Origin of the sequence: Kitasatospora sp. NPDC059327 (assembly GCF_042752535.1) — a bacterium.
GTDB lineage: Bacteria > Actinomycetota > Actinomycetes > Streptomycetales > Streptomycetaceae > Kitasatospora.
Genome location: NZ_JBHYYB010000003.1, coordinates 1 through 19,927, shown reverse-complemented (window position 1 = coordinate 19,927; position 19,927 = coordinate 1). Strand labels below are relative to the sequence as shown.

Genomic DNA, 19,927 nt, shown 5'->3' with positions numbered 1-19,927 from the left:
CCGTCCCCGCACCCCGGTCCCGGCCCCCGTCCCGCGGTGCCCGCTAGAGCCCGTAGCGCTCGATGATCTCCTCGTGCCGGGCGGTGTCCGCGCCCGCCGCCTCGGCCAGGGCGAGCCAGGCCGGCGGGTGCGGCCAGGCCGCGGTGAGCCGCCGCAGCAGCGCGTCGGCCTCGGCGGCCTGCGCGGTGGGCGGTACCCCGACGGCGGCGTAGATCCCGGGCAGCACCTCGTCCTCGTCGGCCGGGTCGGTGATGGTGTACTGCTCCCCGCTGTAGGCCCAGACCGCGTAGCCGGCCCGTCCGAGCTCCTCGCGCAGCCCGGCCCAGGCCTCGTCCCCGGGCCAACCGCCGTCGAGCCAGTAGGTGGTGTAGCCGGCCGGGTCGAGCAGCGTCAGCAGCCCGAACACCGGGCGCCAGGCGCGCTTCTCCTCCTCCGGGGCGTCCGGGCCCGGCGGCTCCTCCAACAGGGCCGGGCCGAAGACCACGATGTCGCCGTGGTTGAGCGTCAGGTCCTCGCCGAGCACCGGCAGGACGCGGGCGGTGGCCGGGCCGGTGCGGACGGCCGGGAGGTCGGCGTTCGCACCGTTGGTGCGGGTGGCCCGGACGGTGACGAGCTGCCACTCCTCGTCGACCGGGCCGTCGGGCTCGTCGAACTCGATGCCTATCAGCGCGCCGGCCGTGCGGACCGCCGCCCAGTCCCGATTGACGGTGGCGGCGGTGATCAGGTGCCAGAGGTCGGGCTCCTGGACGGTGCGGTGCCGCTGCTCCGGCGGGGTGCCCTCGGTGGGCAGCGCGTGCTCCAGGATCTCCTGGTAGTAGCGCTGCGCGGCCGTGTGGTCACCCAGTTCGGTGGCCGCGGCGGCGGCCAGCCGGCGGGTGTTGATCCGGTCGGGGTGCAGGGCCAGGATCGCCCCGCACTGCTCCAGCACCTCGGCCCAGCGGCCCTCGGCGGCGGCCCAGCGGGCCCGGATCCAGTGGCTGCCGGACGGGCTGGACGGGGCGAGCCGCTCCGCGAGCCGGCGGATGCCCTCGTCGTCCGCGCCGTCGATCAGCGCGCTGCCGAGCATGGCGACCAGCTCCTCGCTCGCCGGGTCGGCGTCCAGCCGGTCCCAGAGCAGGTCGGCGGCGGCCCGCCGGTGGCCGAGGCCGCCCAGCGCCGCGGCCAGGTCGAGGGCCAGCGCGGTGGCTCCGGCCGGCTCGCCCCGGTACCGGTCCACGGCGGCGGCGAGCAGATCGGCGGCGGCCTCCAGGGACGGCCGCGCCTCGGCGAGGTACGCCGACAGCTCGGCGGGCGGGACGGGCGGCTCCGGGACGGGCAGCGCCTCGGCGTCCGCGCGCAGCCGGGCGACCGCCCCGGCGACGCCGTCGGTGCGGCGCAGCTCGGACAGCTTGCGCTCGCCGAAGGCGGCCAGGGTGAGCGCGACCGTCCGGGCACCGCGCCCGACGGCCAGCCGGCCGGCGGCCAGCAGCAGGTCGACGCAGGGGCGGTGCGAGCCGGTGCCGTCGAGGTACCCGACCCAGCCGGCCAGCGCGGCGCCGAGTTCGACGTCGTTCTCCCGGACGCCGGCCGCGACCAGCAGCTCGACCGTGTCCGTCCAGGCCGCGCGGAGGTCGGCGTGGCGCTCGGCCTCCGCCAGGCTCGGCAGCAGGGCGAGTGCCTCGTCGGTGCGGCCGAGCGAGGCGAACGCGCGGGCGCGCAGCAGGGCGCCCCAGCGCCGGTCGCTCGCGTCGATCTCCCGCCCTCGGCCGCGCTCGGCCTGCTCGGCGGTGTCGAGCAGGGCCAGCACCTCCTCGTGCCGGCCGAGCAGGTGCAGCGTGCCGGCCCGGGAGTGGTGGAAGTGCAGCGAGAGCCGCTGGCCGGCGGCCTGCATCCGGGCGGCGGCGGTGTCGAGGTGGCTGAGCGCCTCGGCCGGGCGGCCGTCGTCCTCCAGGGCGTCGGAGTACTCCCGGGAGAGGCAGTCGAAGCAGGCGCGGGCGGGCTCGATCCGGTCCAGCGTCTCGGCCAGCACGGCGAGCCGCTCGGGCACGTAGCCGGGGCCGTCGACCCGGGCGTGGCAGATCGCGAAGTCCTGCACCACGCAGACGGACTGCGGGCAGCCGGCCGTCTCCTCGCGGTGCGCGAACTCCAGCAGGTCGACCACCTCGGGCAGGGCCTGCTCGCCCTGGTGCCGCTTGTTCAGCAGGTTCTGCATGCGCCAGTGCCGCAGGTAGACCTCGACCCAGGGCAGGCCGAGCGCCCGGGCGGCGGCGACCGCCTCCGGGTAGACCGCGTCGAGCTGGTCGTTGCGCCCCTCGTTGGCGTGGCCGGGGAGTTCGTAGATGGCGTCGGCCAGTCGCCGGTGACCGGCTTCGGCCAGCTGCTGGTGGGTGTCGTGGACCCAGGCCCAGATGTCGGTGCTCATGCTGCTTGCGTCTCCCCCTGCGGGTGGTGCGCGGTGTGCTGGTGGACAGTGTGCCGACCGCCGCGGACGGGCCGTCCGCCGCCCCGGGCGGCTGCCGCGGTGGGCGTGGTGGCCGTCATCGCCGTGGTGGCCGTCGTGGCCGGGGCGGGCACGACGGCCGGGTCGGGGTCAGCCCCGGCCGGGCGGACTCCCCGGGCCGCCGGCGCCGCCGAGCCCGTCGAGGCTCCCCGGGCTGTCCGGGACGCCGGGCAGCCCGGCCGGCACGGCGGCGGTCAGCGCGGAGACCGCGGTGCCGATGCCGGCCAGGGCGCCGCCGAGGTCGCCGGTGCTGGAGCCGGCCGAGGCCGCCGCCATGATCACCTTGAGCGAGCGGAGCAGCCCGGCGGCGGTGGCGCTGCCGGTGTGCCCGCCGCGGTAGGCGGCGAGCAGGTCCTGGACGGCCGGGCAGGCCAGGTTGAGGTAGAGCCGGGCCTTCACCTCGCCGTCGGACCGGGCGGTGAAGGCCCGGGCCAGCCGCAGCGCCGCGGACGGGATCCGGGCGTCCGCCCGGTCGTCCTCGATCCGGGCCTTCAGTTCGGCCTCGCGGTCGGGGACGAGGACGAGCGGCAGGCCGGGCGGGTCGAACCGGGCCGGGACGAGCTGCTCCCCGGGGTCGGTCAGCGCCCCGGACAGCCAGCCGGCCTCCTCGGCGGGCAGCGGGCGCTCCGGGTCGCGGAACAGTTCGCGGTTGCCGCTCTCGCTGCCCAGTTCGACGATCCGGCAGTCCCGCAGCCCGGCGTAGCGGCGCAGGAACGGCAGCACGGCGTAGCGGTCGCCGCGCGCGATCGGCACCTGCATCGCCCGGTACAGCATCTCCTCGAAGCCGCCGCCGCTGCCGAGCGCGACGTGCACCGCGCCGCCGCCGGCGGCCCGCAGCGCACCGGCCGTCAGGTCGCCCTGCGAGGTGGGCACCGGGACGTCGTCGGCGAGCAGGGTGAACAGCCGGTCGTCGCAGAGCGCGGCGCCGAGCAGGTCCTGGCCGTGCCGGGCGAGGATCCGGCGCCAGACGGCGGGGCGCAGCCGGGCGGTCTCGTAGAGGCCCTCCACCACGGCGTCGGCGAGGGCCTGCTGGAGCGCGCGGTAGTGCTCGTCGCGCTGGAGGTCCTCGCGGCTGGCGGTGGGGGTGAGCCGGCTGGACTCGACCACGCCGCCGATGAACCCGGCCCAGCTGGGCAGCAGGTCGCGGGCGTCCTCGGCGAGCAGCATGCCGCGCAGGTAGACCGCGAGGTCGCGGTTGTCGCTGCTGCCGTAGGTGCCGCCGTCCTGGACCCAGAGCAGGCCGACGGCGTCGCTGCCGCCGCCGGCCCCGCCCTCGGCGGGCTGCACCGGGAAGGCGGTGAGCGGTTCGAAGCGGCGGCCGAAGGCGGTGGCGAACCGCATCCGGGCGGTGTGCGGGTCGCCGTCGACCGCCTGGCGCCAGGGGACCGGCACGGCGTTGACGGGCCGCTCGTCGTCGCCGACGAAGACCGGGATCGGCAGCAGGACGCAGTACCGGCCGAGCACCTCGCGCAGCGCGTTCTCGTCGGCGAGGTGGGCGTGTTCGGTCTTCAGGGAGAGTTCGACCAGGGTGCCGGGGGCCGGCCGGGCGGGCACCCGCTCGACGCTGTACTGCTCGCCGCCGCGGCTGCGGTAGCGGTGGCCGAGCCGGGGATCGCGGTGCGAGGTGGTGGTGACGGTGACCTCGTCGGCCACCGAGAAGGCGGAGAGGAAGCCGAGCCCGAAGGCACCGATGAGCTCCTGGTTGCCGGTGAGATCGCGCAGCATCCGGGTGTAGCCGGTGCCGACGGTGGCCAGGTAGGCGTGGATCTCCGGCTCGGTGAGGCCGGCGCCGGTGTCCTCGATGCCGACGACGCGCCGGCCGCTGTCGGCGCGGACCCGGATCAGTGGGCGGTGGCCGCCGTCCGGGTCCTCCAGCAGCCGCCGGGTGTGCGAGTCGTGCGCGTTCTGGACGAGTTCGCGCAGGGCCACCAGCGGGGTGGAGTAGAGGTGGGTGGCGAGGACGTTCACCAGTCCGCCGAGATCGACCTCGGTCGTACGCAGATCCTCGGCGGGCATGGGCGGGTCGGGCGGGAGACCATCAGACATGGGTCCTCAGTGTGCCAGTGCGACTATCCGGCGACCATTTCTTTCTCGGGCCAGGGATTCGGTCAACCTGGCATTGACAGCCGCACCATCCCCGCACGGCCGTCAGGATGACCCAACCAGCCTTCCTTCGAGGGAACTTGACCGTATCCGCGTGACCTTTCGGGGCGCCGCCGCCCGTACCGCTTCGTCGCCTTCATGACACCATCGGGCGAATTGCCACCCATTCGGTGGAGTTCGTGCGCGGCGCTGGTGAATGCTGGTCGTGCGACGTCAGGAACCGGCGCTTCGGGGCGGCCACCCCGCAGGGCGCCACTTTCGCAGTCCACTCTCAGGGAGACCAGCGTGTCCCGTATTCGCGCAGCCGCCGCCGTCACCGCCCTCGGGGCCTTCCTCCTCGTCGGGGTCGGGGCCGCCACCGCGCACGCCGACAACGGCGCCGGTGCCGACCACCACTCCAACAGCAGCGTCGTGAGCAACACCGGCTCCAACAACGTGATCGGCAACGTCATCGGCAACGTGGTCAACACCCAGCAGACGGCCACCGGCTCGGGTGCCGGCAACCAGAACAACGGCCTCGCCGTCACGGGCAACGCCGGCAACATCGGCGCCCTCCAGGGCAACGGCAACGTCGCGGCCGACGTGCACCCGCACTTCGTCTTCTAGACCGGCACGGGCCCGGCCCCTTCGCGCACCGGAGCGGCCGCGGGCCGCCCGGGAGCTCTCGCGGGCCGCGACCACCGGGCGGGGTGCCCGCCCCCGTCGACACGGGGGTGGGCACCCCGCCCGCGGCCGCCCGGGGCGGGGCGGGGGGGACCCCGGCCACCCCGGCCCCACGGGGCGGCGGGGGGCGCGGCGGTGGCTGGGGGCGGCGCCCCCTCGGGGGGGGGGGCCCCCCCCGCCGCCCCGGGGGGGTGGGCACCCCGCCGTCGCCCGCCCGTCGCTAGGCGGGCTCGACCAGGCCCAGCACGGCCCGACCGAGCCGCCGCAGGCAGTCCCCGAGATCCGGCCGGTCGCGGTACGGAGGATTCCGCACCCCGTCGTTGACCAGCGCGAACAGGGCGTGCACCCGGATCCGGGCCTCGGCCGCGTCGTACTCGGGACGCACCTGGCGGAGCAGGTCGACCCAGGTCCGCAGGAAGTCCCGGCGGAAGTCCACCGCGACCCGCCGGTCCGGCGCGGCCAGCCGCTCCGTCTCGCTCACCATCGCGCCCAGGTAGTCGCCGTTGCGCCGGGCGAAGTCCACATAGGCGGCCAGCGCGGCCTCCAGAGCCGGCCCCGGGCCGGCGGCGACGGCGATCGCGCCCTCCACCTCGTGCCACAGCCGCTCCCGGCTGCGCACCAGCGAGGCGGCCAGCAGTTGGGCCTTGCTGTCGAAGTGCCGGTACACGCTGGGCCCCGCTATGCCGACGGCGGCGCCGAGTTGGTCGGTGCTGACGTTGTCGAACCCGCGCCGGTGGAACAAGCGCACCGCCACCGCGAGCAGTTCCTCGCGGCGCGACCGCGGCCGGGAGGACGCCACCGGGGCGCGGCCCCGCGGGTCGGGCGACGTACCGTCCAGCGGCACCGCCAGGATCGCCGCGATCAGCTCCCGCAGCAGCCGCTCGGCCCGGCGCGGCTGCGGGACGGCCGACTGGTAGGAGAGCCCGGCCCCGGCCGAGAGCGCCGACCAGCAGAGCAACTCCGCTTCGGCGGAGCCGAGTTCCGGCCGCTCGGCGCGGAGCACGGCAGCCATCAGCGCGACGTCCGCCCGCAACTCACGGCGCAGCGCGGCCCGTCGGACGGGCGGCAGCAGCCGGGCGTCGCGCTGCACCAGCGTGCCGAGCGGGCGGTGTCCGACCGCGACGGCGGCCAGCACGGCGCCGACGGCCGACGTGGTGGTCGCCGCGCGCAGCCCGCCGGCCAGTTCGTCCAGCCCCACCCGCAGGGTCCGGTCGAGCAGTTCGGGCTTGCCCCGGAAGTGCCGGTAGAGGGCCGGCGCGGTGATGCCGACCCCGGCGGCGACCTCGGTCATCGACACCTGGTGGTACCCGCTGCGGTGGAAGCGCTCGGCGGCCACGGCGAGGATCTGCGCCTGCCGGGATCGCGCGGGCGGCCGTCGTACCACCATGCCGCCGCTCCTCGCCTCGCCCGCTCGCCTCGCCCGCCGGCGGGGCCCCGGCCGCCCGCACCACTGTCCGCGGCGCTGCCCGCACCGCTGTCCGCACCGCCGCCCGTAGGCTAGCAAGGATTCACTTGTGGCGGCCCGACGCCCGCCGTAGCAGGCTCGGTCACGGTCCGGACACCGCCGCGCCGACCCTGGACAAGTCGAAGCTACCCGGGATTAACTTGTGGGGCGATCAGCTGTCCACCGGCCCGCAGCCGCCCGTGCCGGCCCGCACCGCCCGGCACCACCGAAGGGAGCGCCGTCGTGCGCCGCACCGTGTTCACCGAGGACCACGAGGCCTTCCGGGAGACCATCCGGGACTTCATCGCCCACGAGGTCGTCCCCGTCTACGAGAGCTGGGAGGCCGAGGGCCACCCGCCGCGCGACTTCTACCGCCAACTCGGCGCGCTGGGCGTCTACGGCATCGAGGTCCCGGAGGAGTACGGCGGCGCGGGCGAGAGCGGCTTCAAGTACCAGGCGGTCGTCGCCGAGGAGACCGCCCGGGCGGGTGTCGGCTTCGGCTCCTCGGGCGTGCACACCGGTCTGGTGCTGCCGTACCTGCTGGAGTACGCCGACGAGGAGCAGAAGCGGCGCTGGCTGCCCGGCTTCGTCTCCGGCGACATCATGACGGCCATCGCGATGACCGAGCCGGGCGCCGGCTCCGACCTCGCGGGCATCTCCACCACGGCCCGGCTGTCCGAGGACGGCACCCACTACGTCCTCAACGGCGCCAAGACCTTCATCACCGGCGGAGTGCTCGCCGACCTCGTCCTGGCGATCTGCCGGACCGCGCCGTACGACCCGCAGAACCGCCGGGCCGGGCTCTCCATCCTCTGCGTGGACACCGCCTCCGAGGGCTACACCGTCGGCCGCAAACTGCAGAAGATCGGCCTGCGCACCTCCGACACCGCCGAGCTGGCGTTCAGCGACGTCAAGGTGCCGGTGGAGAACCTGCTCGGCGAGGAGGGCAAGGCCTTCTCCTACCTGACCCACAACCTGGTGCAGGAGCGGCTGGCGATCGCGGTCGGCGCCTACGCGGCCTCGGCGGCGGCGGTGCGGTTCGCGGTCCAGTACGTCAAGGAGCGCAAGGTGTTCGGCCAGGCGGTGGCCGAGTTCCAGAACACCAAGTTCACGCTGGCCGACTGCGAGGCCCAGGTGGTGGCCCAGCAGTCGATGGTCGACCGCGCGCTGGAGCTCTACCAGCAGGGGGAGCTGACGGTCGCGGACGCGGCGGCGACGAAACTGTTCTGCACCGAGTCGGCCTCCGGCGTGATCGACAAGTGCCTCCAGCTGCACGGCGGTTACGGCTACATCCTGGAGTACCCGATCGCCCGCCTCTACACCGACAACCGGGTGTTCCGGATCTACGGCGGCACCAGCGAGGTCATGCGCAGCATCGTCGCGAAGTCGCTCGGCCTGTAGGGAGCACCCCGGTGGCGGGGAACACCACGGTGGCGGGGAGCACCCCAGCACCCCGCCGGCGGGCCGCACCCCCATGGCGGCCCGCCGGCGCTCCCGACCCCTTCGCACGATTGCGCCGCCCGGGTGAAGCCGGGCGGCGCGGCGGTGGAGGGGTCGGACGGTCGGGCGTCTGAACGGTGGAACGGCAGGGCGGTCGGCGGGCGCCCGAGCGCCCCGGGGGCACCCCGGGGACCGGGCCGGCCGGGCTCAGTTGGGCGAACCCTGCTCGGCCCGCCAGGCCTCCCAGCCGGCCGTGGAGGCCGCGGTCGAGGCCGCCTTCGCCTGACGCAGCGCCCGCTGCGCGACGGCCGTCGGCGGGGTGTCCAGCTGCCGGACCCACGAGCGCCCGGCCGTGGCCAGCGCCGCGCACACCATGGCGGCGCCGGCCGCCCCGAGCACCGCGCCGATACCGGTGAGGACCGCACCGCCGGCCAGCAGCGAACGGTTGACCTGGAAGCCGCTGAGGAAACTGTCGTTGGTCGCCATGCATCCACCATGGGCGCAGTCCGCGATCGCCGCACGCCGAGTTGCTCCGGGGTGCGCGAGCCCGGCGGGTCCGCGACGCTGGCCCCAGGGCCGCCGCGAGGGGGCCCGGCAGGCAGGACCGGGAGGACATCCGATGGTCGATCTCGAACAGCTCGCCGTGGAGCACGCGGCCAAAGCCGCCGAGAGCCCGCACGGGCGCAGCGCCCACCTGGTGCTGCACGACGGCGTGCTGCGCCAGACCGTGATCGCGCTGACCGCCGGGACGTCCCTGGACGAGCACAACGCGCCCGCCGCGGCGAGCCTTCAGGTGTTGCGCGGCCGGGTCTCGCTCACCGTCGCCGGGCACCGGCAGGAGCTGGCCGCGGGCCGGCTGCACCCGATCCCGCAGGAGCGGCACGGGTTGCTGGCCCACGTCGACTCGGTGGTGCTGCTGACGGCGGTCACGGCGTAGCGGTCACACCACCACGGCCACGGCACACCGGCCACGGCACAGCGCTCACGGCGTAGCGGGTCCGAGCACGCTGCCGCTGACCAGCTGGAGTCCGCGCAGGAACTCCCGCCCGGTCGGCGCCATCGCGGGCGCGGCCAGCCACTGGGCGGCCAGGCCGGCCAGCAGGGCCTGGTAGAACATGCCGCGGGCCATCTCCTCCTCGGTGTCCGGCACCTCGGTGAGCCCCTGGAAGAGTGCCGCGAGCCCGAGCCTGCCCTCCTTCTGCACCGCGGCGAGCGCCGCCGCCAGCTCGGGCGCCCGCTCGCTCTGGACCATCGCCTCGAACTGCGCCGCCCAGAGGCCGCGGTGTTCGACGAAGGTCTCCTTGACGCCCTCCCAGACCGCGACGAACCGCTCCTCGGGGCCGTCCTCCAGCTCGTTGGCGCGCGTCACCACGGCTCCCAGGGCCGCCCCCCACTCCCCGATCGCCTCGATCAGTGCCGTGTTGAGCAGCGTCACCTTCGAGCCGAAGTGGTAGCCGATGGCCGCCAGGCTGACGCCGGAGGCGGTGGCGATGTCCCGGGCGGTGGTGCGCCCGTAGCCCTTCTCGTACAGGCAGTGCTTGGCGCCGGCCAGGAGGTCCTCACGATTTCCCATGCCCCGATGCTACGGCCTGCCTGAACAGATGTCTTGCACATACGTCTCACACGCATGCCTGAGACGAATGATTTAGACGCCTGTACTAGACAGTCGTATGACACGCCCGTACCGTCTTCCCCATGACCGCAACCACCGGCCGCGCAGGCCGTCGCGAATGGATCGGCCTGGCCGTCCTCCTGCTCCCGACGCTCGTCCTGACCATGGACATGGGCGTGCTCTTCTTCGCCGTCCCGTTCATCTCCACCACGCTGGCGCCGAGCGGCACCGAGCAGTTGTGGATCATGGACATGTACTCGTTCCTGCTGGCCGGGCTGCTGATCACGATGGGCTCGCTGGGCGACCGGATCGGCCGCCGCCGGCTGCTGATGATCGGCGCCGCCGGCTTCATCGGCGCCTCGGTGCTGGCCGCTTACGCGGACGGCGCGGGCCAACTGATCGCCGCCCGCGCCGTGCTCGGTGCCGCCGGGGCGACGGTGATGCCCTCGACCCTCGCGCTGATCCGGAACATGTTCCACGACCCCAAGCAGCGGCAGATCGCCCTCAGCGCCTGGGGCGGCGTCCTCACCACCGGCGCCACGCTCGGCCCGGTGGTCGGCGGGCTGCTGCTGGACCACTTCTGGTGGGGCTCGGCCTTCCTGATCGCCGTCCCGGTGATGGTCCTGCCGCTGATCGCCGCCCCCTTCCTGCTGCCCGAGTACCGCGCCCCGCGGCAGGGCCGGTTCGACCTGCTCGGCGCCGGCCTCTCGCTGGCCGCGATCCTGCCGCTGGTCTACGGCGTCAAGACCCTCGCGGTGGACGGCTGGAGCCCGCTCGCCGCCACGGCCGTCGCGGCCGGACTGCTCTTCGGCGGCCTCTTCGTCCGGCGCCAGCGCACCGCCGCCGCGCCGCTGCTCGACCTGAGCCTGTTCCGGATCCGCGCCTTCAGCGGGGCGATCGGCGTCAACACGCTGGCGATGTTCGCGATGATGGGCTTCACCCTCTTCACCTCGCAGTACCTGCAGCTGGTCAAGGGCATGAGCCCGCTGACGGCCTCGCTCTGGTCGCTGGTGCCGAGCGTGGGCGTCGGCGCGGCGGTCGGCCTGGGTTCGGCCCTGGCCGGGAAGGTCCGGCCGGCGGTGCTGATGGCCGGCGGCTTCCTGATCGGCGCCTCGGGCTTCGCCCTGATGACCCGGGTCGGTACCGACTCGCCGCTCGCCGTCATCCTCACCGCGGCGGGCGTGCTGGCCGCCGGCACCGTCGGCACCATGACCCTCACCGCCGAGATGGTCGTCTCCGCCGCACCGGTCGAGCGGGCCGGCATCGCCTCCGCCACCTCCGAGACCGCGGTCGAGCTCGGCAGCTCGCTCGGTATCGCCCTGCTCGGCGCGGCCGGCGCCGCCGTCTACCGGTCGCGGCTGGACGGCGCCCTGCCGGCCGGGCTCGACGGCGAGGCCGCCCGCACCGCCCAGGACACCCTCGGCGGAGCGGTCACCGTCGCCGCCGAACTGCCCGGTCACCTCGGCACCGAGCTGCTCGGCACCGCCCGCGCCGCCTTCACCGACGGTCTGCACGTGGCCGCCGTGGTCGGCCTCGTCTTCGCGGTCGGCGCCGCCCTGCTCGCCTACCGCCTGATGGCCCACCTCCCCGCCCGGCCCGCCGAGTCCGCCGCGCCCGCCGAAGCCGCCGTGCCCGCAGAAGCCACCGAGCCCGCCGCCGTCTGACCGGAAGCCCTACCCCGCGTGTCATCAAGAGCCCCCGCCCCCGGGCGGGGGCTCTCGCACGTGCCGGGGCGGGTTCCCGGCGGCCCGGCGGCGTGCCAGGCTGCCGGGCATGCCACAGAGCGCTGGGCACGGACGGGTCCGGGCCGGCTACGACGCCGTCGCGCAGGAGTACCGGCGGCGGATCGGGGGCGAGTTGGCCCACAAGCCGGTGGACCGGGCGCTGCTCGGGGTGGTGCTTGAGGAGGCCCGGGGCGGGCCGGTGGCCGACCTCGGGTACGGGCCTGGCCACGTGGCGGGGTGGCCGGCGGAGCGGGGCGCGGCGGTGGTCGGGATCGACCTGTCGCCGGCGATGGTGGAGATCGCCCGGCGGGACCACCCCGGGGCGGAGTTCCGCGAGGGGGACCTGCTGCGACTGCCCGCCGTGGACGGGGAGTTCGCGGCGGCGGTCGCGCTCTACTCGGTGATCCACCTCGAACCCGACGAGCTGCGGCCCGCGTTCGAGGAGATGGGGCGGGTGCTGCGGCCGTCCGGCACGCTGCTGGTCTCCTTCCACCTCGGCACCGAGGTCCGGCGGCTCGACGAGTGGTGGGGGCACCCCGTCTCCGTCGACTTCCACTTCCTGGAGTCGGAGCGCGTCGCCGCCCTGCTGGAGGAGGCCGGGTTCACCGTGGAGGCGCGGCTGGAGCGGGCCGGTCTCCCGGAGGAGGCGGCCACCCGCCGCGGCTATCTGCTGGCCCGCCGCGAGGCCCGGCCGGACCGGGGCTGAAACGGGCGCGGACGCCCTTCCGCACCCTGACCGCCCCCCTGGCGAAGGCCCCGGCACCCCGGCCCCGCCGGGCGGGCGGTGACCAGGCCCGACTCGTAGGCCGCGATGACCGCTTGGGCACGGTCGCGGACGGCGAGCTTGTCGAAGAGGTTGGTGATGTGGTTCTTGACGGTGGAGAGGCTGAGGTCCAGGGCGCCGGCGATCCCGGCGTTGTCCAGGCCGGTGGCCATCAGCCGCCACACCTCGACCTCGCGCGGGGTGAGGTCGTCCAGGCCGGCGGGGACCGGCCCCGCGTCGCGCGGTGCCCGGACGTAGGTGGAGATCAGCCGGGTGAGCAGCCGTGGCGCCACCACGGCCTCACCGGTGTGGACGGTGCGGATCGCCGCGGCGAGGTCCTCCGGCGAGCTGTCCTTGGGGAGGAAGCCGTGGGCCCCGGCGCGCAGGGCGCCCACCACGTACTCGTCGAGGTCGAAGGTGCTGAGGGCCAGGACCCGGCAGCCGGGCAGGGTGGCGGCGAGCTCCGCGGTCGCGCCGACCCCGTCCAGGACGGGCATCCGGATGTCCATCACCACGACGTCGGGCCGCAGTCGGTGCGCGAGGGTGACGGCCTGCGCGCCGTCCCCGGCCTCCCCCACCACCTCGAAGGACGGGTCGGGGGCGAGGATCAGCGACAGTCCGCGCCGGACCAGCGGCTGGTCGTCCGCGATCAGCACCCTGATCCTCGGCCGGGTCGGCCCCGTCCCGGTCATCGGTACGCCCCTTCGTGCTGGACGGCCGCCTCGGCCGTCTCGTCCGTGCCCAGCGGCAGATCGGCGACCACCGCGAACCCTCCCCCGGCCTGCGGACCGGCGGTGAGGGTGCCGCCGTGCAGCGCGACGCGCTCGCGCATGCCGATCAGCCCGTACCCGCCCGGGCCGGCCGGCTCCGGCGGCGGCGCGCCCCCGCCGGTGTCCCGGACCTCGACCCCGACGCCGTCCGGACGGTAGGTCAGCAGGACGGACGCGCGGGCGGGGCCCGCGTACTTGCGGGCGTTGGTGAGCGCCTCCTGGACGATCCGGAACACCGTGAGACCGGCCGTGGGCGGCAGCGGACGCGGCGTCCCGAGGATCTCGAAGGTGGTCGGCAGCCCGGCGAGGCGGGACTCGGCCGCCAGCCGGTCGAGCTCCTCGACGCCCGGCTGGGGCAGCGCCGGCGCGGTCTCCGGTTCGTCGCCGGCCCGCAGCACGTCCAGGAGTTGGCGCATCTCGCGCAGGGCGAGCCGCCCGGAGGACTCCAGGGTGACCAGGGCCTCCCGGACCACCTCCGGCCGGTCGAGGTTGGCCCGGGCCCCACCGGCCATCAGCTGCATGGTGGTGATGTGGTGGGCCACGATGTCGTGCAACTCCCGCGCGATGCGGCGGCGTTCGTCGGCCACGGCACGGTCGGCGAGGAGTCGGCGGTTGGCCGCCACCTCCCGCTGCCAGCGGTTGACCACCAACCCGGTGCCGACCACGATCAGGGTGGAGAGGGACGCGGTGAGGGCGGTCTGCGGGTACGGCAGCCGGCCACCGCTCTGGCTCAGCAGCGTCACCAGAGCGGTCACGACGGCCACGACGGCCGTCACCCGGCCGGGGCAGACCCGGACGACCGAGTACAGGGCGACGACCAGCACCGCGCCGAAGTGGGTGGGCAGCGGGACGGTCACGGCGGCCGTCGCGTCGAGGGCCAGGACGGCGGCGAGTGCCGCCACCGGGTGACTGCGCCGGGCGAGCAGCGGCACGGCCGCCAGTGCGACGAGGAGGAACCCCGCCGCGTTGACCTCGTACTTGGCGTCGGGGCTGTCGAAGAACACGTAGCTGAGCAGGTTCAGCGCGCAGGCCCCGGCGGCCACGAACGCGTCGTTGCGGGGCCGCGACGGCTCCACGCCGTCGACGAGCCGCGGCTCCGGGGCAGCACCCGGCCAGGTGTGTCGACTCCTGGGCATGCCCGTCCCCCTCGTGTCCGGCCTGGTGCGGCCTGGTGCGGCCTCGTCCGGCCTGGTCGTCCGGCCTCCCGTTCCCGGGACAGGGTCGCACAGCGGCCGGCGGGCCACCCCCGTGCGGGGGCTCCGACCAGGACCCTGGTCCTGGTCGGAGCCCCGGGCGGGACCCAGGGCCCCGCTCCGGATCATCCGCCGCCACGACGCCCGCGGGCCCCTTCCGGTGATGGGCTGGAGACCGGCCGGGAGACCCCGGCAGACATCCGCAGTCGCCCGTCCGCCGGAGGACATCGTGATCCGCGCCCTGACCGGTTGCTCCACCAGACATCCGTGGAAGACCATCGCCCTCTGGGGGGTGCTGGGCTTCCTCCTGATCGGCCTGGCCCCGACCCTGCTCGGCCGCGTCACCCAGAGCCAGACCGGGGACTTCCTGCCCCGGAGCTACGACTCGGCCGCCGCGCTGCGGATCGCCGAGGAGCGGTTCGGGGTGGACCCCGACGCCAGCACGGTGACGGTACTGGTCGCCCGGACCGACGGCCGGGCCCTCGAACCGGCCGACCAGGAGCGGGTGGCGGCCGAGGCGGCGAAGCTGGCCCAGCGCCGGGTGGCGATGCCCCGGAAGGACGACGGCCCCGAGTTCCTGATCCCGGACCGCTCCCAGACGCCCCGGGTCGCCCCGGCCATGACGGCGCCCGACCGGAGCTTCGAACTGCTCTCCGTCCAGCTGACCGGGAGCCCCGCGGACCAGGGGGTGCAGGGCGTCTACCGGGCCTTCCGGGACGCCGCCCGGGCGCAGTTCGCCGAGGCCGGGATGCGGACCGGCTTCACCGGCGGCCTCGCCGACACCGTCGACACGACCGATGCCCACGACACCGCCGCCAAGGTCGGCGGCGCGCTCGTCCTGGTGCTCATCGTGCTGCTCAACGTGCTGGTGTTCCGCAGTGTGCTGGCCGCCGTGCTGCCGTTGCTCGCGGTCACCGTGATCGGCGGCGTGGCGGTGGGGGCCGTCGCGGGCACCGCGATGCTCACCGGGCGCAAGCTCGACGCGGGCACCCCGGGCCTGATCAACGTGGTCCTGCTCGGCATCGGCATCGACTACCTGCTGTTCCTGCTCTTCCGCTTCCGCGAGCAGCTGCGCGCCCGGCCCGAGCAGCCCGCCCGGGAGGCGGCCGCGCAGGTCTCCGCCCGGGTGGGCACCGCGATCACCTCGGCGGCGCTGACCATCGTGGCCGCGTTCGCCACGCTGGGTCTGGCGACCTTCGGGCAGTTCCGCTCACTGGGTCCGGCGATCGCGGTCGCCGTCCTGGTGATGCTGCTCGGCAGCCTCACCCTGATGCCGGCGCTGCTGGCGGCCGCCGGGCGCAAGATGTTCTGGCCCTCCAAGGCCCTGCTCCACCAGCCGCGCGACGGCCGGGCCGCCCGCTTCGGCGAGCTGGTCGCCCGACGGCCGCTGGCGATGCTGACCGCCTCCGTCGCCCTGCTCGCCGCCCTGGCCGCCGGGCTGGCCGGCATCCGGATGGACTACGGCCAGGGCGACCCCGGTGACCGGACCCCCGCCGCGGCCACCGCCGCGGAGATCTCCCGCGCGCTGCCGGCCGGTGTGTCCGACCCGACGAGCGTCTACGTCACCAGCACCGACGGCTCCGCCCTCACCCCGGCCCGGCTCGACGATCTCTCCCGGGCGCTCACCGGGGTCGACGGCGTCGGCAAGGTCGCCCCGACCGTCCTGAACGAGGACCAGCGGGCTGCCCGGATCGACCTCTACCCGACCGCCGCACCCCAGAGCCAACAGGCCCGCGACCTGGCCTCCGGGCCGATCCGGGCCGCCGTCGCCCGGCACACCCCCGCCGGGACGAGCGCCCACGTGGGCGGAACGGCGGCGATCTTCGCGGACGTCTCGACGGCCGTCGCCCACGACCTCAGGATCGTGTTCCCGGTCGCGGCCGCGCTGATCGCGCTGATCCTGCTGCTGCTCCTGCGCAGCCTCCTCGCGCCCGTGGTCCTGATGCTCGCCGTCGGGCTCGGCTTCGCCGCCACCCTCGGCGCCGCCACGCTGGTCTTCCAGCACCTCCTGGGCAAGCCGGGGGTCAGCTTCACCCTGCCCCTGGTGCTGTTCCTGTTCGTCGTGGCGCTGGGCACCGACTACAACATCCTGATCAGCGACCGGATCCGGGAGGAGATGCGGCGGCCGGGCCCGGCCCGCGACGCCGTGGCCCGCGCGGTGCGGTACACGACACCGGCCATCACGATGGCCGGGCTGGTGCTGGCCGGTTCCTTCGGCACCCTCGCCACGACTCCGGGCAGCGAGCAGGTCGCCTTCGCGATGGCGCTGGGGATCATGCTCTCCGCGCTCGTCCTGTCCCTGGTGGTCGTCCCCGCCCTCGCCGCCCTCCTCGGCCGGGCGATCTGGTGGCCGGTCCGCCCGCGGCCGACCGGTGACGTCCGGCCGCGGCACGCGGCGTTCGTGCCCGCGCCCGGACCGGCCCCGGATTCCCCGCGGCCGTTCGGACCGGCACCCGCCGCCGGGCCCGCGCACGACACACGGCACGACACACGGCACGACGTGCTGCACGACGGGATGTACGACGGGATGTACGACGTCCCCGGGGAGCGACCGGGCCGCTACCCGACCGGCGAGCCGAAGCGGGCCAGGTAGTGCCAGACCCGCTTGAGGTCCTGCGGATCGTGCCGGCCGGCGCGGACGGCCTCGCCGATGACGCGCGGGTCCAGCAGGCCGTCCTCGGCGATCGCGATGCCGAGGGCGACGAACTCGGGGCCCCGGTAGTCGGGGTGGCGGCTCAGCTCCTCGGTCGACAGGCGCAGGCCCGGGTGCCACGTGAGCGGGCACGGCAGCCGGCGGGCCCGCTCCTCCACCGGGGTGCCCCGGAAGCTCGGGTCCAGGACCAGCGCCTCCACGTCCGTGTCGAGCCGGACCGGGCCGTGCACCTGGGCCTCGATGTAGTCGTCCAGCTCGTCGGTGTCGTCGGCCTCGGCGAGGGCGATCAGCGCCATCCGGTCGGCGGTGCCGAAGTCGGTCGGGTCGAGGAAGCTGTCGGGGTAGCAGAAGGTGGCCCGGGCGAGGGCCTGCGGGGTGAGCCGGAAGTGGGCCGAGCCGAAACGCGGCGCCGCGCCGAGGGGCTTGCGGCGGAAGTCGAGCGCCCCGTACACCGGGCGCTCCTCGGCGGGTGCCTCGTCGTAGGCGCCGCCGAAGATCCGGCTCTCCCAGCGCCAGCGGTCACCGCCGGGGTGGGCGGTCAGGCCGCCGTTGCCGGTGCCGGTGACGAACTGGGAGCGGTAGACGCCGTCCCGCGCGAGCGCCTCCAGGATGTCCCGGCCGCCGTCGGCCCGGTCGGGGTGGAAGTTGAGGGTCACGCGCAGCCCGGCGGGCAGCGGCCCGCCGGTGGCGAGCGCCGCGACGTGCCGCAGGGCCCGCTCCCGGGCGGGGGTCCCGGAGGTACCGGCGGCTGCGGGGCCGGGGGTCGCGGGGCCGGGGGTCGCGGGGCCGGGCGCGTCGATGCTCATCGGCGCAGTCTGGCGGACGCCCGCCGGTCGACGCATCCGAGTTCCCCCGGTCCGAGCTGCGCCCCGACGCCGGGCAGGGCAGCCTGGGTGCGACGGGACACCCGGAGCACAGCGGGAGGGCGGATGGCGGACCTGGGGCCGGAGCCGGACCCGGAAGCGGGCCCGGAAGCGCGGCCGCCGGACGACGACGAGCCGGACTACCGCTTCTCACTGGCCAACGAGCGGACCTTCCTGGCCTGGATCCGCACCTCGCTCGGCCTGCTCGCGGGCGGCATCGCCATCGACCAGCTGACCCCCGGGGTCGCCCCCGCGCCGCTGCGGATCGCCCTCGCCGCGATCTGCGCGCTCGGCGGGGCGGCGCTCGGGGTGGCCGCGTACCGGCGGTGGACCCGGGTGCAGGCGGCGATGCGGACGGGAGAACCGCTGCCGGGGACGCCCGTCCTCCTGGTGCTGTCGGTCTCCGTGGCGGCGGTGGCGGTGGTGTTCTGCGTCCTCATCATCGGGTATGCCCATTGATCCCGGTGGCCGGAATTCATCGCCTGTTCGCCACCATTGATCGCCGTCCGCCCTGGCGGCACCTGGTTTTTGACCAGCGTTTCCCGGCCGGTGTATACGTTCGCCGCCACGGCCAGGCATACTGGCCAGGTCGGGCGCTTTGCCCTCCCGTGACTCTAGACAAGAAGGGACCGGTGGCCAGGGATGCTGCGGAACGGTCTTGAGCCCTGGCACCTCCTGGTGGTGCTGGCGGTCGTCATCCTGCTGTTCGGATCGAAGAAGCTGCCGGAGATGGCCCGTGGCCTCGGCAAGTCCATGCGCATTCTGAAGGCGGAGACGAAGGCGCTGCGCGAGGACGAGGCTCCGGCCGCGGACGCCGCTGCCGCTGCCGCCGCCCCGGGCACCGCGCAGAGCACCGCTGCCCCGCAGGCGCACGCGCCGCAGCAGCCGGTGGCCCCGCAGGCGGTCGCGCCGACCAACGTCACCAAGGCGACCGAGGCCCCGCGCACCACGGCCTGAGGTCCTTCCTTCGACCGAGCCCCCGCCGGAAACGGCGGGGGCTTCGTCGTACCCGGGGCGCGAGCGGCTCCCCCGCTCCCCCGGCCCGTTCGGAGCAGCCCGGCGGGCGGGCGCGACAGCGCTGCGGCAGGCTGAGCGGGATGTCCGCGACCCCGCCCCCACCCGCAGAGGACCGCATCGACCTGCGGGCCTGGCTCCTCCTGCTGGGCTCCTTCGCCCTGCTGATGCTCGCGTACTTCACCCTGCCGCTGCGCTACTTCGGCGCACACCGCCCGGTGTTCAGCTGGCTGCTGTTCATCGCCGGCCTGACGCTGCTGAGCGGGCTCCTGCTGGGCCGGGTGCTCGACATCCTGCGCGGCACGGGCCGGCGGCCCGGGGTGTGGCTGGTCTTCCTGATCTGTCTCTCGCTCACCGTCTTCGCCGCGACGTACTACGTGCTGGCCGGTGCGGCCGGTGAGTTCATCGGGCTCGACACCCGGCTCGACGCGCTCTACTTCACCGTCGTCACGATGGCCACCGTCGGGTACGGCGACATCACGGCGGCGGGTCAGGGGCCCCGGCTCATCGTGATCCTGCAGATCGTCTACAACTTCGTCTTCCTGGCGGCCGCCGCCGGGACCCTGACACAACGGGTCCGCGCCGGGCTGGAGAACCGGATGCGGGAGCCGGGCGGTGGCCGCCGGCACCGTCGGGGCGGCCACGACCACTGACGCCGGGTCGGGAGCGACCGTCAGCCGTGGGCGGTGTCGATCACGCAGAAGCGGTTGCCGTCGGGATCGGCGAGGACGACGAAGTCCGGGTCCTCCGGGTAGCGGTCCCAGTCGACGGACCGGGCCCCCAGCGCGAGCAGCCGCTCGACCTCGGCCGCCTGCTCGGCGGCGTCCGCCGTGTACAGGTCGAGGTGGACGCGGGGGTGCTCCTGGACGGGCGACTCACTGAGGCCGAGCGCCAGTTGCACACCGGGCCCCTGCGCGGGCACCAGGACCACCCAGTGCTCCTCGCCCTCGTCACGGGGGACGTAGCCCAGCGCCTCCGTCCAGAAGGCGACGGCCCGCCGGACGTCCGGGACACCCAGCACGATGGATCCGATGGTCAGCATCGGCCGATTCTGCCTGGTCGCGCGTTCGGGCCGGCGGGGACTGTCCGGGTGGCGGCGAGGCCCCTGCCCGGGTGGGCGGGGGCCTCTGCGGTGTCCGCTCAGGTGGGTATGCGGTGGCGGCCGGGGTGGGTGGGTCGTTCGGGCTGGCGGGTTTCGGGGCCGTA

18 protein-coding genes are annotated in these 19,927 nt (G+C 75.1%); 9 read left to right on the top strand and 9 right to left on the bottom strand.

Features of this window, described 5'->3' with window-relative positions:
* Window positions 1–43: 43 nt before the first annotated feature.
* Window positions 44–2,401, bottom strand: coding sequence for a hypothetical protein (locus tag ACFXHB_RS02510; protein WP_380571466.1), 2,358 nt, complete (start codon window positions 2,399–2,401; stop codon window positions 44–46).
* A 168-nt stretch (window positions 2,402–2,569) separates the two neighbouring features.
* On the bottom strand, window positions 2,570–4,525 hold the full coding sequence (locus ACFXHB_RS02505; protein WP_380571465.1) for an ATP-binding protein: 1,956 nt from the start codon (window positions 4,523–4,525) through the stop codon (window positions 2,570–2,572).
* Window positions 4,526–4,867: 342 nt separating this feature from the next.
* Here ACFXHB_RS02505 and ACFXHB_RS02500 point away from each other — a divergent pair, with 342 nt between their 5' ends.
* On the top strand, window positions 4,868–5,188 hold the full coding sequence (locus tag ACFXHB_RS02500; RefSeq protein WP_380571464.1) for a hypothetical protein: 321 nt from the start codon (window positions 4,868–4,870) through the stop codon (window positions 5,186–5,188).
* Between the two features lie 277 nt (window positions 5,189–5,465).
* Here ACFXHB_RS02500 and ACFXHB_RS02495 read toward each other — a convergent pair whose 3' ends face one another.
* The gene (locus ACFXHB_RS02495) at window positions 5,466–6,632 is read right to left on the bottom strand and encodes a TetR/AcrR family transcriptional regulator (RefSeq protein ID WP_380571463.1); all 1,167 of its coding nucleotides are present in this window, start codon (window positions 6,630–6,632) and stop codon (window positions 5,466–5,468) included.
* A gap of 300 nt (window positions 6,633–6,932) precedes the next feature.
* Between ACFXHB_RS02495 and ACFXHB_RS02490 the strand changes: the two genes are divergently transcribed.
* The gene (locus tag ACFXHB_RS02490; RefSeq protein ID WP_380571462.1) at window positions 6,933–8,090 is read left to right on the top strand and encodes an acyl-CoA dehydrogenase family protein; all 1,158 of its coding nucleotides are present in this window, start codon (window positions 6,933–6,935) and stop codon (window positions 8,088–8,090) included.
* Between the two features lie 246 nt (window positions 8,091–8,336).
* Here ACFXHB_RS02490 and ACFXHB_RS02485 read toward each other — a convergent pair whose 3' ends face one another.
* Entirely contained in the window at window positions 8,337–8,615 is a 279-nt protein-coding gene (locus ACFXHB_RS02485; RefSeq protein WP_380571461.1) for a hypothetical protein, read from the bottom strand.
* A 133-nt stretch (window positions 8,616–8,748) separates the two neighbouring features.
* Here ACFXHB_RS02485 and ACFXHB_RS02480 point away from each other — a divergent pair, with 133 nt between their 5' ends.
* Complete coding sequence (locus ACFXHB_RS02480) at window positions 8,749–9,066, top strand: cupin (protein WP_380571460.1); 318 nt, start codon at window positions 8,749–8,751, stop codon at window positions 9,064–9,066.
* Window positions 9,067–9,111: 45 nt separating this feature from the next.
* On the opposite strand, the gene ACFXHB_RS02475 is transcribed toward ACFXHB_RS02480, so the two are convergent.
* Window positions 9,112–9,702, bottom strand: a complete 591-nt coding sequence (locus ACFXHB_RS02475) for a TetR/AcrR family transcriptional regulator (RefSeq protein WP_380571459.1) — start codon at window positions 9,700–9,702, stop codon at window positions 9,112–9,114.
* 122 nt (window positions 9,703–9,824) lie between these two features.
* On the opposite strand from ACFXHB_RS02475, the gene ACFXHB_RS02470 reads away from it, so the two are divergent.
* Both ACFXHB_RS02470 and ACFXHB_RS02465 read left to right on the top strand, forming a co-directional pair.
* Window positions 9,825–11,405, top strand: coding sequence for an MFS transporter (locus tag ACFXHB_RS02470; protein WP_380571458.1), 1,581 nt, complete (start codon window positions 9,825–9,827; stop codon window positions 11,403–11,405).
* A 109-nt stretch (window positions 11,406–11,514) separates the two neighbouring features.
* Window positions 11,515–12,171: a class I SAM-dependent methyltransferase gene (locus tag ACFXHB_RS02465; RefSeq protein WP_380571457.1), complete on the top strand. Its 657-nt coding sequence runs from the start codon at window positions 11,515–11,517 to the stop codon at window positions 12,169–12,171.
* Here the strand turns inward: ACFXHB_RS02465 and ACFXHB_RS02460 are convergent.
* Both ACFXHB_RS02460 and ACFXHB_RS02455 read right to left on the bottom strand, forming a co-directional pair.
* A complete protein-coding gene (locus ACFXHB_RS02460; protein ID WP_380571456.1) occupies window positions 12,129–12,920 on the bottom strand; it encodes a response regulator in 792 nt (263 codons plus the stop codon). The genes ACFXHB_RS02465 and ACFXHB_RS02460 overlap by 43 nt on opposite strands.
* Window positions 12,917–14,134 carry a sensor histidine kinase gene (locus tag ACFXHB_RS02455; RefSeq protein ID WP_380571455.1) on the bottom strand — a complete coding sequence of 406 codons (1,218 nt, stop codon included), beginning with the start codon at window positions 14,132–14,134 and terminating at the stop codon, window positions 12,917–12,919. Before ACFXHB_RS02455 ends, ACFXHB_RS02460 begins: the two co-directional genes overlap by 4 nt.
* A gap of 286 nt (window positions 14,135–14,420) precedes the next feature.
* On the opposite strand from ACFXHB_RS02455, the gene ACFXHB_RS02450 reads away from it, so the two are divergent.
* Entirely contained in the window at window positions 14,421–16,784 is a 2,364-nt protein-coding gene (locus tag ACFXHB_RS02450; RefSeq protein WP_380571454.1) for an MMPL family transporter, read from the top strand.
* Here the strand turns inward: ACFXHB_RS02450 and ACFXHB_RS02445 are convergent.
* Entirely contained in the window at window positions 16,751–17,650 is a 900-nt protein-coding gene (locus tag ACFXHB_RS02445; RefSeq protein WP_380571453.1) for a DUF3626 domain-containing protein, read from the bottom strand. The genes ACFXHB_RS02450 and ACFXHB_RS02445 overlap by 34 nt on opposite strands.
* A 123-nt stretch (window positions 17,651–17,773) precedes the next feature.
* Here ACFXHB_RS02445 and ACFXHB_RS02440 point away from each other — a divergent pair, with 123 nt between their 5' ends.
* The 3 genes from ACFXHB_RS02440 (at window position 17,774) to ACFXHB_RS02430 (ending at window position 19,374) form a co-directional block, all read left to right on the top strand.
* Window positions 17,774–18,166: a YidH family protein gene (locus tag ACFXHB_RS02440; protein WP_380571452.1), complete on the top strand. Its 393-nt coding sequence runs from the start codon at window positions 17,774–17,776 to the stop codon at window positions 18,164–18,166.
* Between the two features lie 183 nt (window positions 18,167–18,349).
* The gene (gene tatA / locus ACFXHB_RS02435) at window positions 18,350–18,664 is read left to right on the top strand and encodes a Sec-independent protein translocase subunit TatA (protein ID WP_380571451.1); all 315 of its coding nucleotides are present in this window, start codon (window positions 18,350–18,352) and stop codon (window positions 18,662–18,664) included.
* A gap of 140 nt (window positions 18,665–18,804) precedes the next feature.
* Window positions 18,805–19,374 carry a potassium channel family protein gene (locus ACFXHB_RS02430; RefSeq protein ID WP_380571450.1) on the top strand — a complete coding sequence of 190 codons (570 nt, stop codon included), beginning with the start codon at window positions 18,805–18,807 and terminating at the stop codon, window positions 19,372–19,374.
* A 20-nt stretch (window positions 19,375–19,394) separates the two neighbouring features.
* Here the strand turns inward: ACFXHB_RS02430 and ACFXHB_RS02425 are convergent, their stop codons facing one another.
* A complete protein-coding gene (locus ACFXHB_RS02425; RefSeq protein WP_380571449.1) occupies window positions 19,395–19,763 on the bottom strand; it encodes a VOC family protein in 369 nt (122 codons plus the stop codon).
* Window positions 19,764–19,927 lie beyond the last annotated feature (164 nt).

Bases quoted from the DNA above. Each gene is read 5' to 3' on its own strand.
- ACFXHB_RS02470 (WP_380571458.1), top strand. From the start codon at position 9,825: ATGACCGCAACCACCGGCCGCGCAGGCCGTCGCGAATGGATCGGCCTG.
- ACFXHB_RS02445 (WP_380571453.1), bottom strand. From the start codon at position 17,650: ATGAGCATCGACGCGCCCGGCCCCGCGACCCCCGGCCCCGCGACCCCC.
- ACFXHB_RS02480 (WP_380571460.1), top strand. From the start codon at position 8,749: ATGGTCGATCTCGAACAGCTCGCCGTGGAGCACGCGGCCAAAGCCGCC.
- ACFXHB_RS02455 (WP_380571455.1), bottom strand. From the start codon at position 14,134: ATGCCCAGGAGTCGACACACCTGGCCGGGTGCTGCCCCGGAGCCGCGG.
- ACFXHB_RS02510 (WP_380571466.1), bottom strand. From the start codon at position 2,401: ATGAGCACCGACATCTGGGCCTGGGTCCACGACACCCACCAGCAGCTG.
- ACFXHB_RS02505 (WP_380571465.1), bottom strand. From the start codon at position 4,525: ATGTCTGATGGTCTCCCGCCCGACCCGCCCATGCCCGCCGAGGATCTG.
- ACFXHB_RS02465 (WP_380571457.1), top strand. From the start codon at position 11,515: ATGCCACAGAGCGCTGGGCACGGACGGGTCCGGGCCGGCTACGACGCC.
- ACFXHB_RS02430 (WP_380571450.1), top strand. From the start codon at position 18,805: ATGTCCGCGACCCCGCCCCCACCCGCAGAGGACCGCATCGACCTGCGG.
- tatA (WP_380571451.1), top strand. From the start codon at position 18,350: ATGCTGCGGAACGGTCTTGAGCCCTGGCACCTCCTGGTGGTGCTGGCG.
- ACFXHB_RS02475 (WP_380571459.1), bottom strand. From the start codon at position 9,702: ATGGGAAATCGTGAGGACCTCCTGGCCGGCGCCAAGCACTGCCTGTAC.
- ACFXHB_RS02460 (WP_380571456.1), bottom strand. From the start codon at position 12,920: ATGACCGGGACGGGGCCGACCCGGCCGAGGATCAGGGTGCTGATCGCG.
- ACFXHB_RS02425 (WP_380571449.1), bottom strand. From the start codon at position 19,763: ATGCTGACCATCGGATCCATCGTGCTGGGTGTCCCGGACGTCCGGCGG.
- ACFXHB_RS02485 (WP_380571461.1), bottom strand. From the start codon at position 8,615: ATGGCGACCAACGACAGTTTCCTCAGCGGCTTCCAGGTCAACCGTTCG.
- ACFXHB_RS02440 (WP_380571452.1), top strand. From the start codon at position 17,774: ATGGCGGACCTGGGGCCGGAGCCGGACCCGGAAGCGGGCCCGGAAGCG.
- ACFXHB_RS02495 (WP_380571463.1), bottom strand. From the start codon at position 6,632: ATGGTGGTACGACGGCCGCCCGCGCGATCCCGGCAGGCGCAGATCCTC.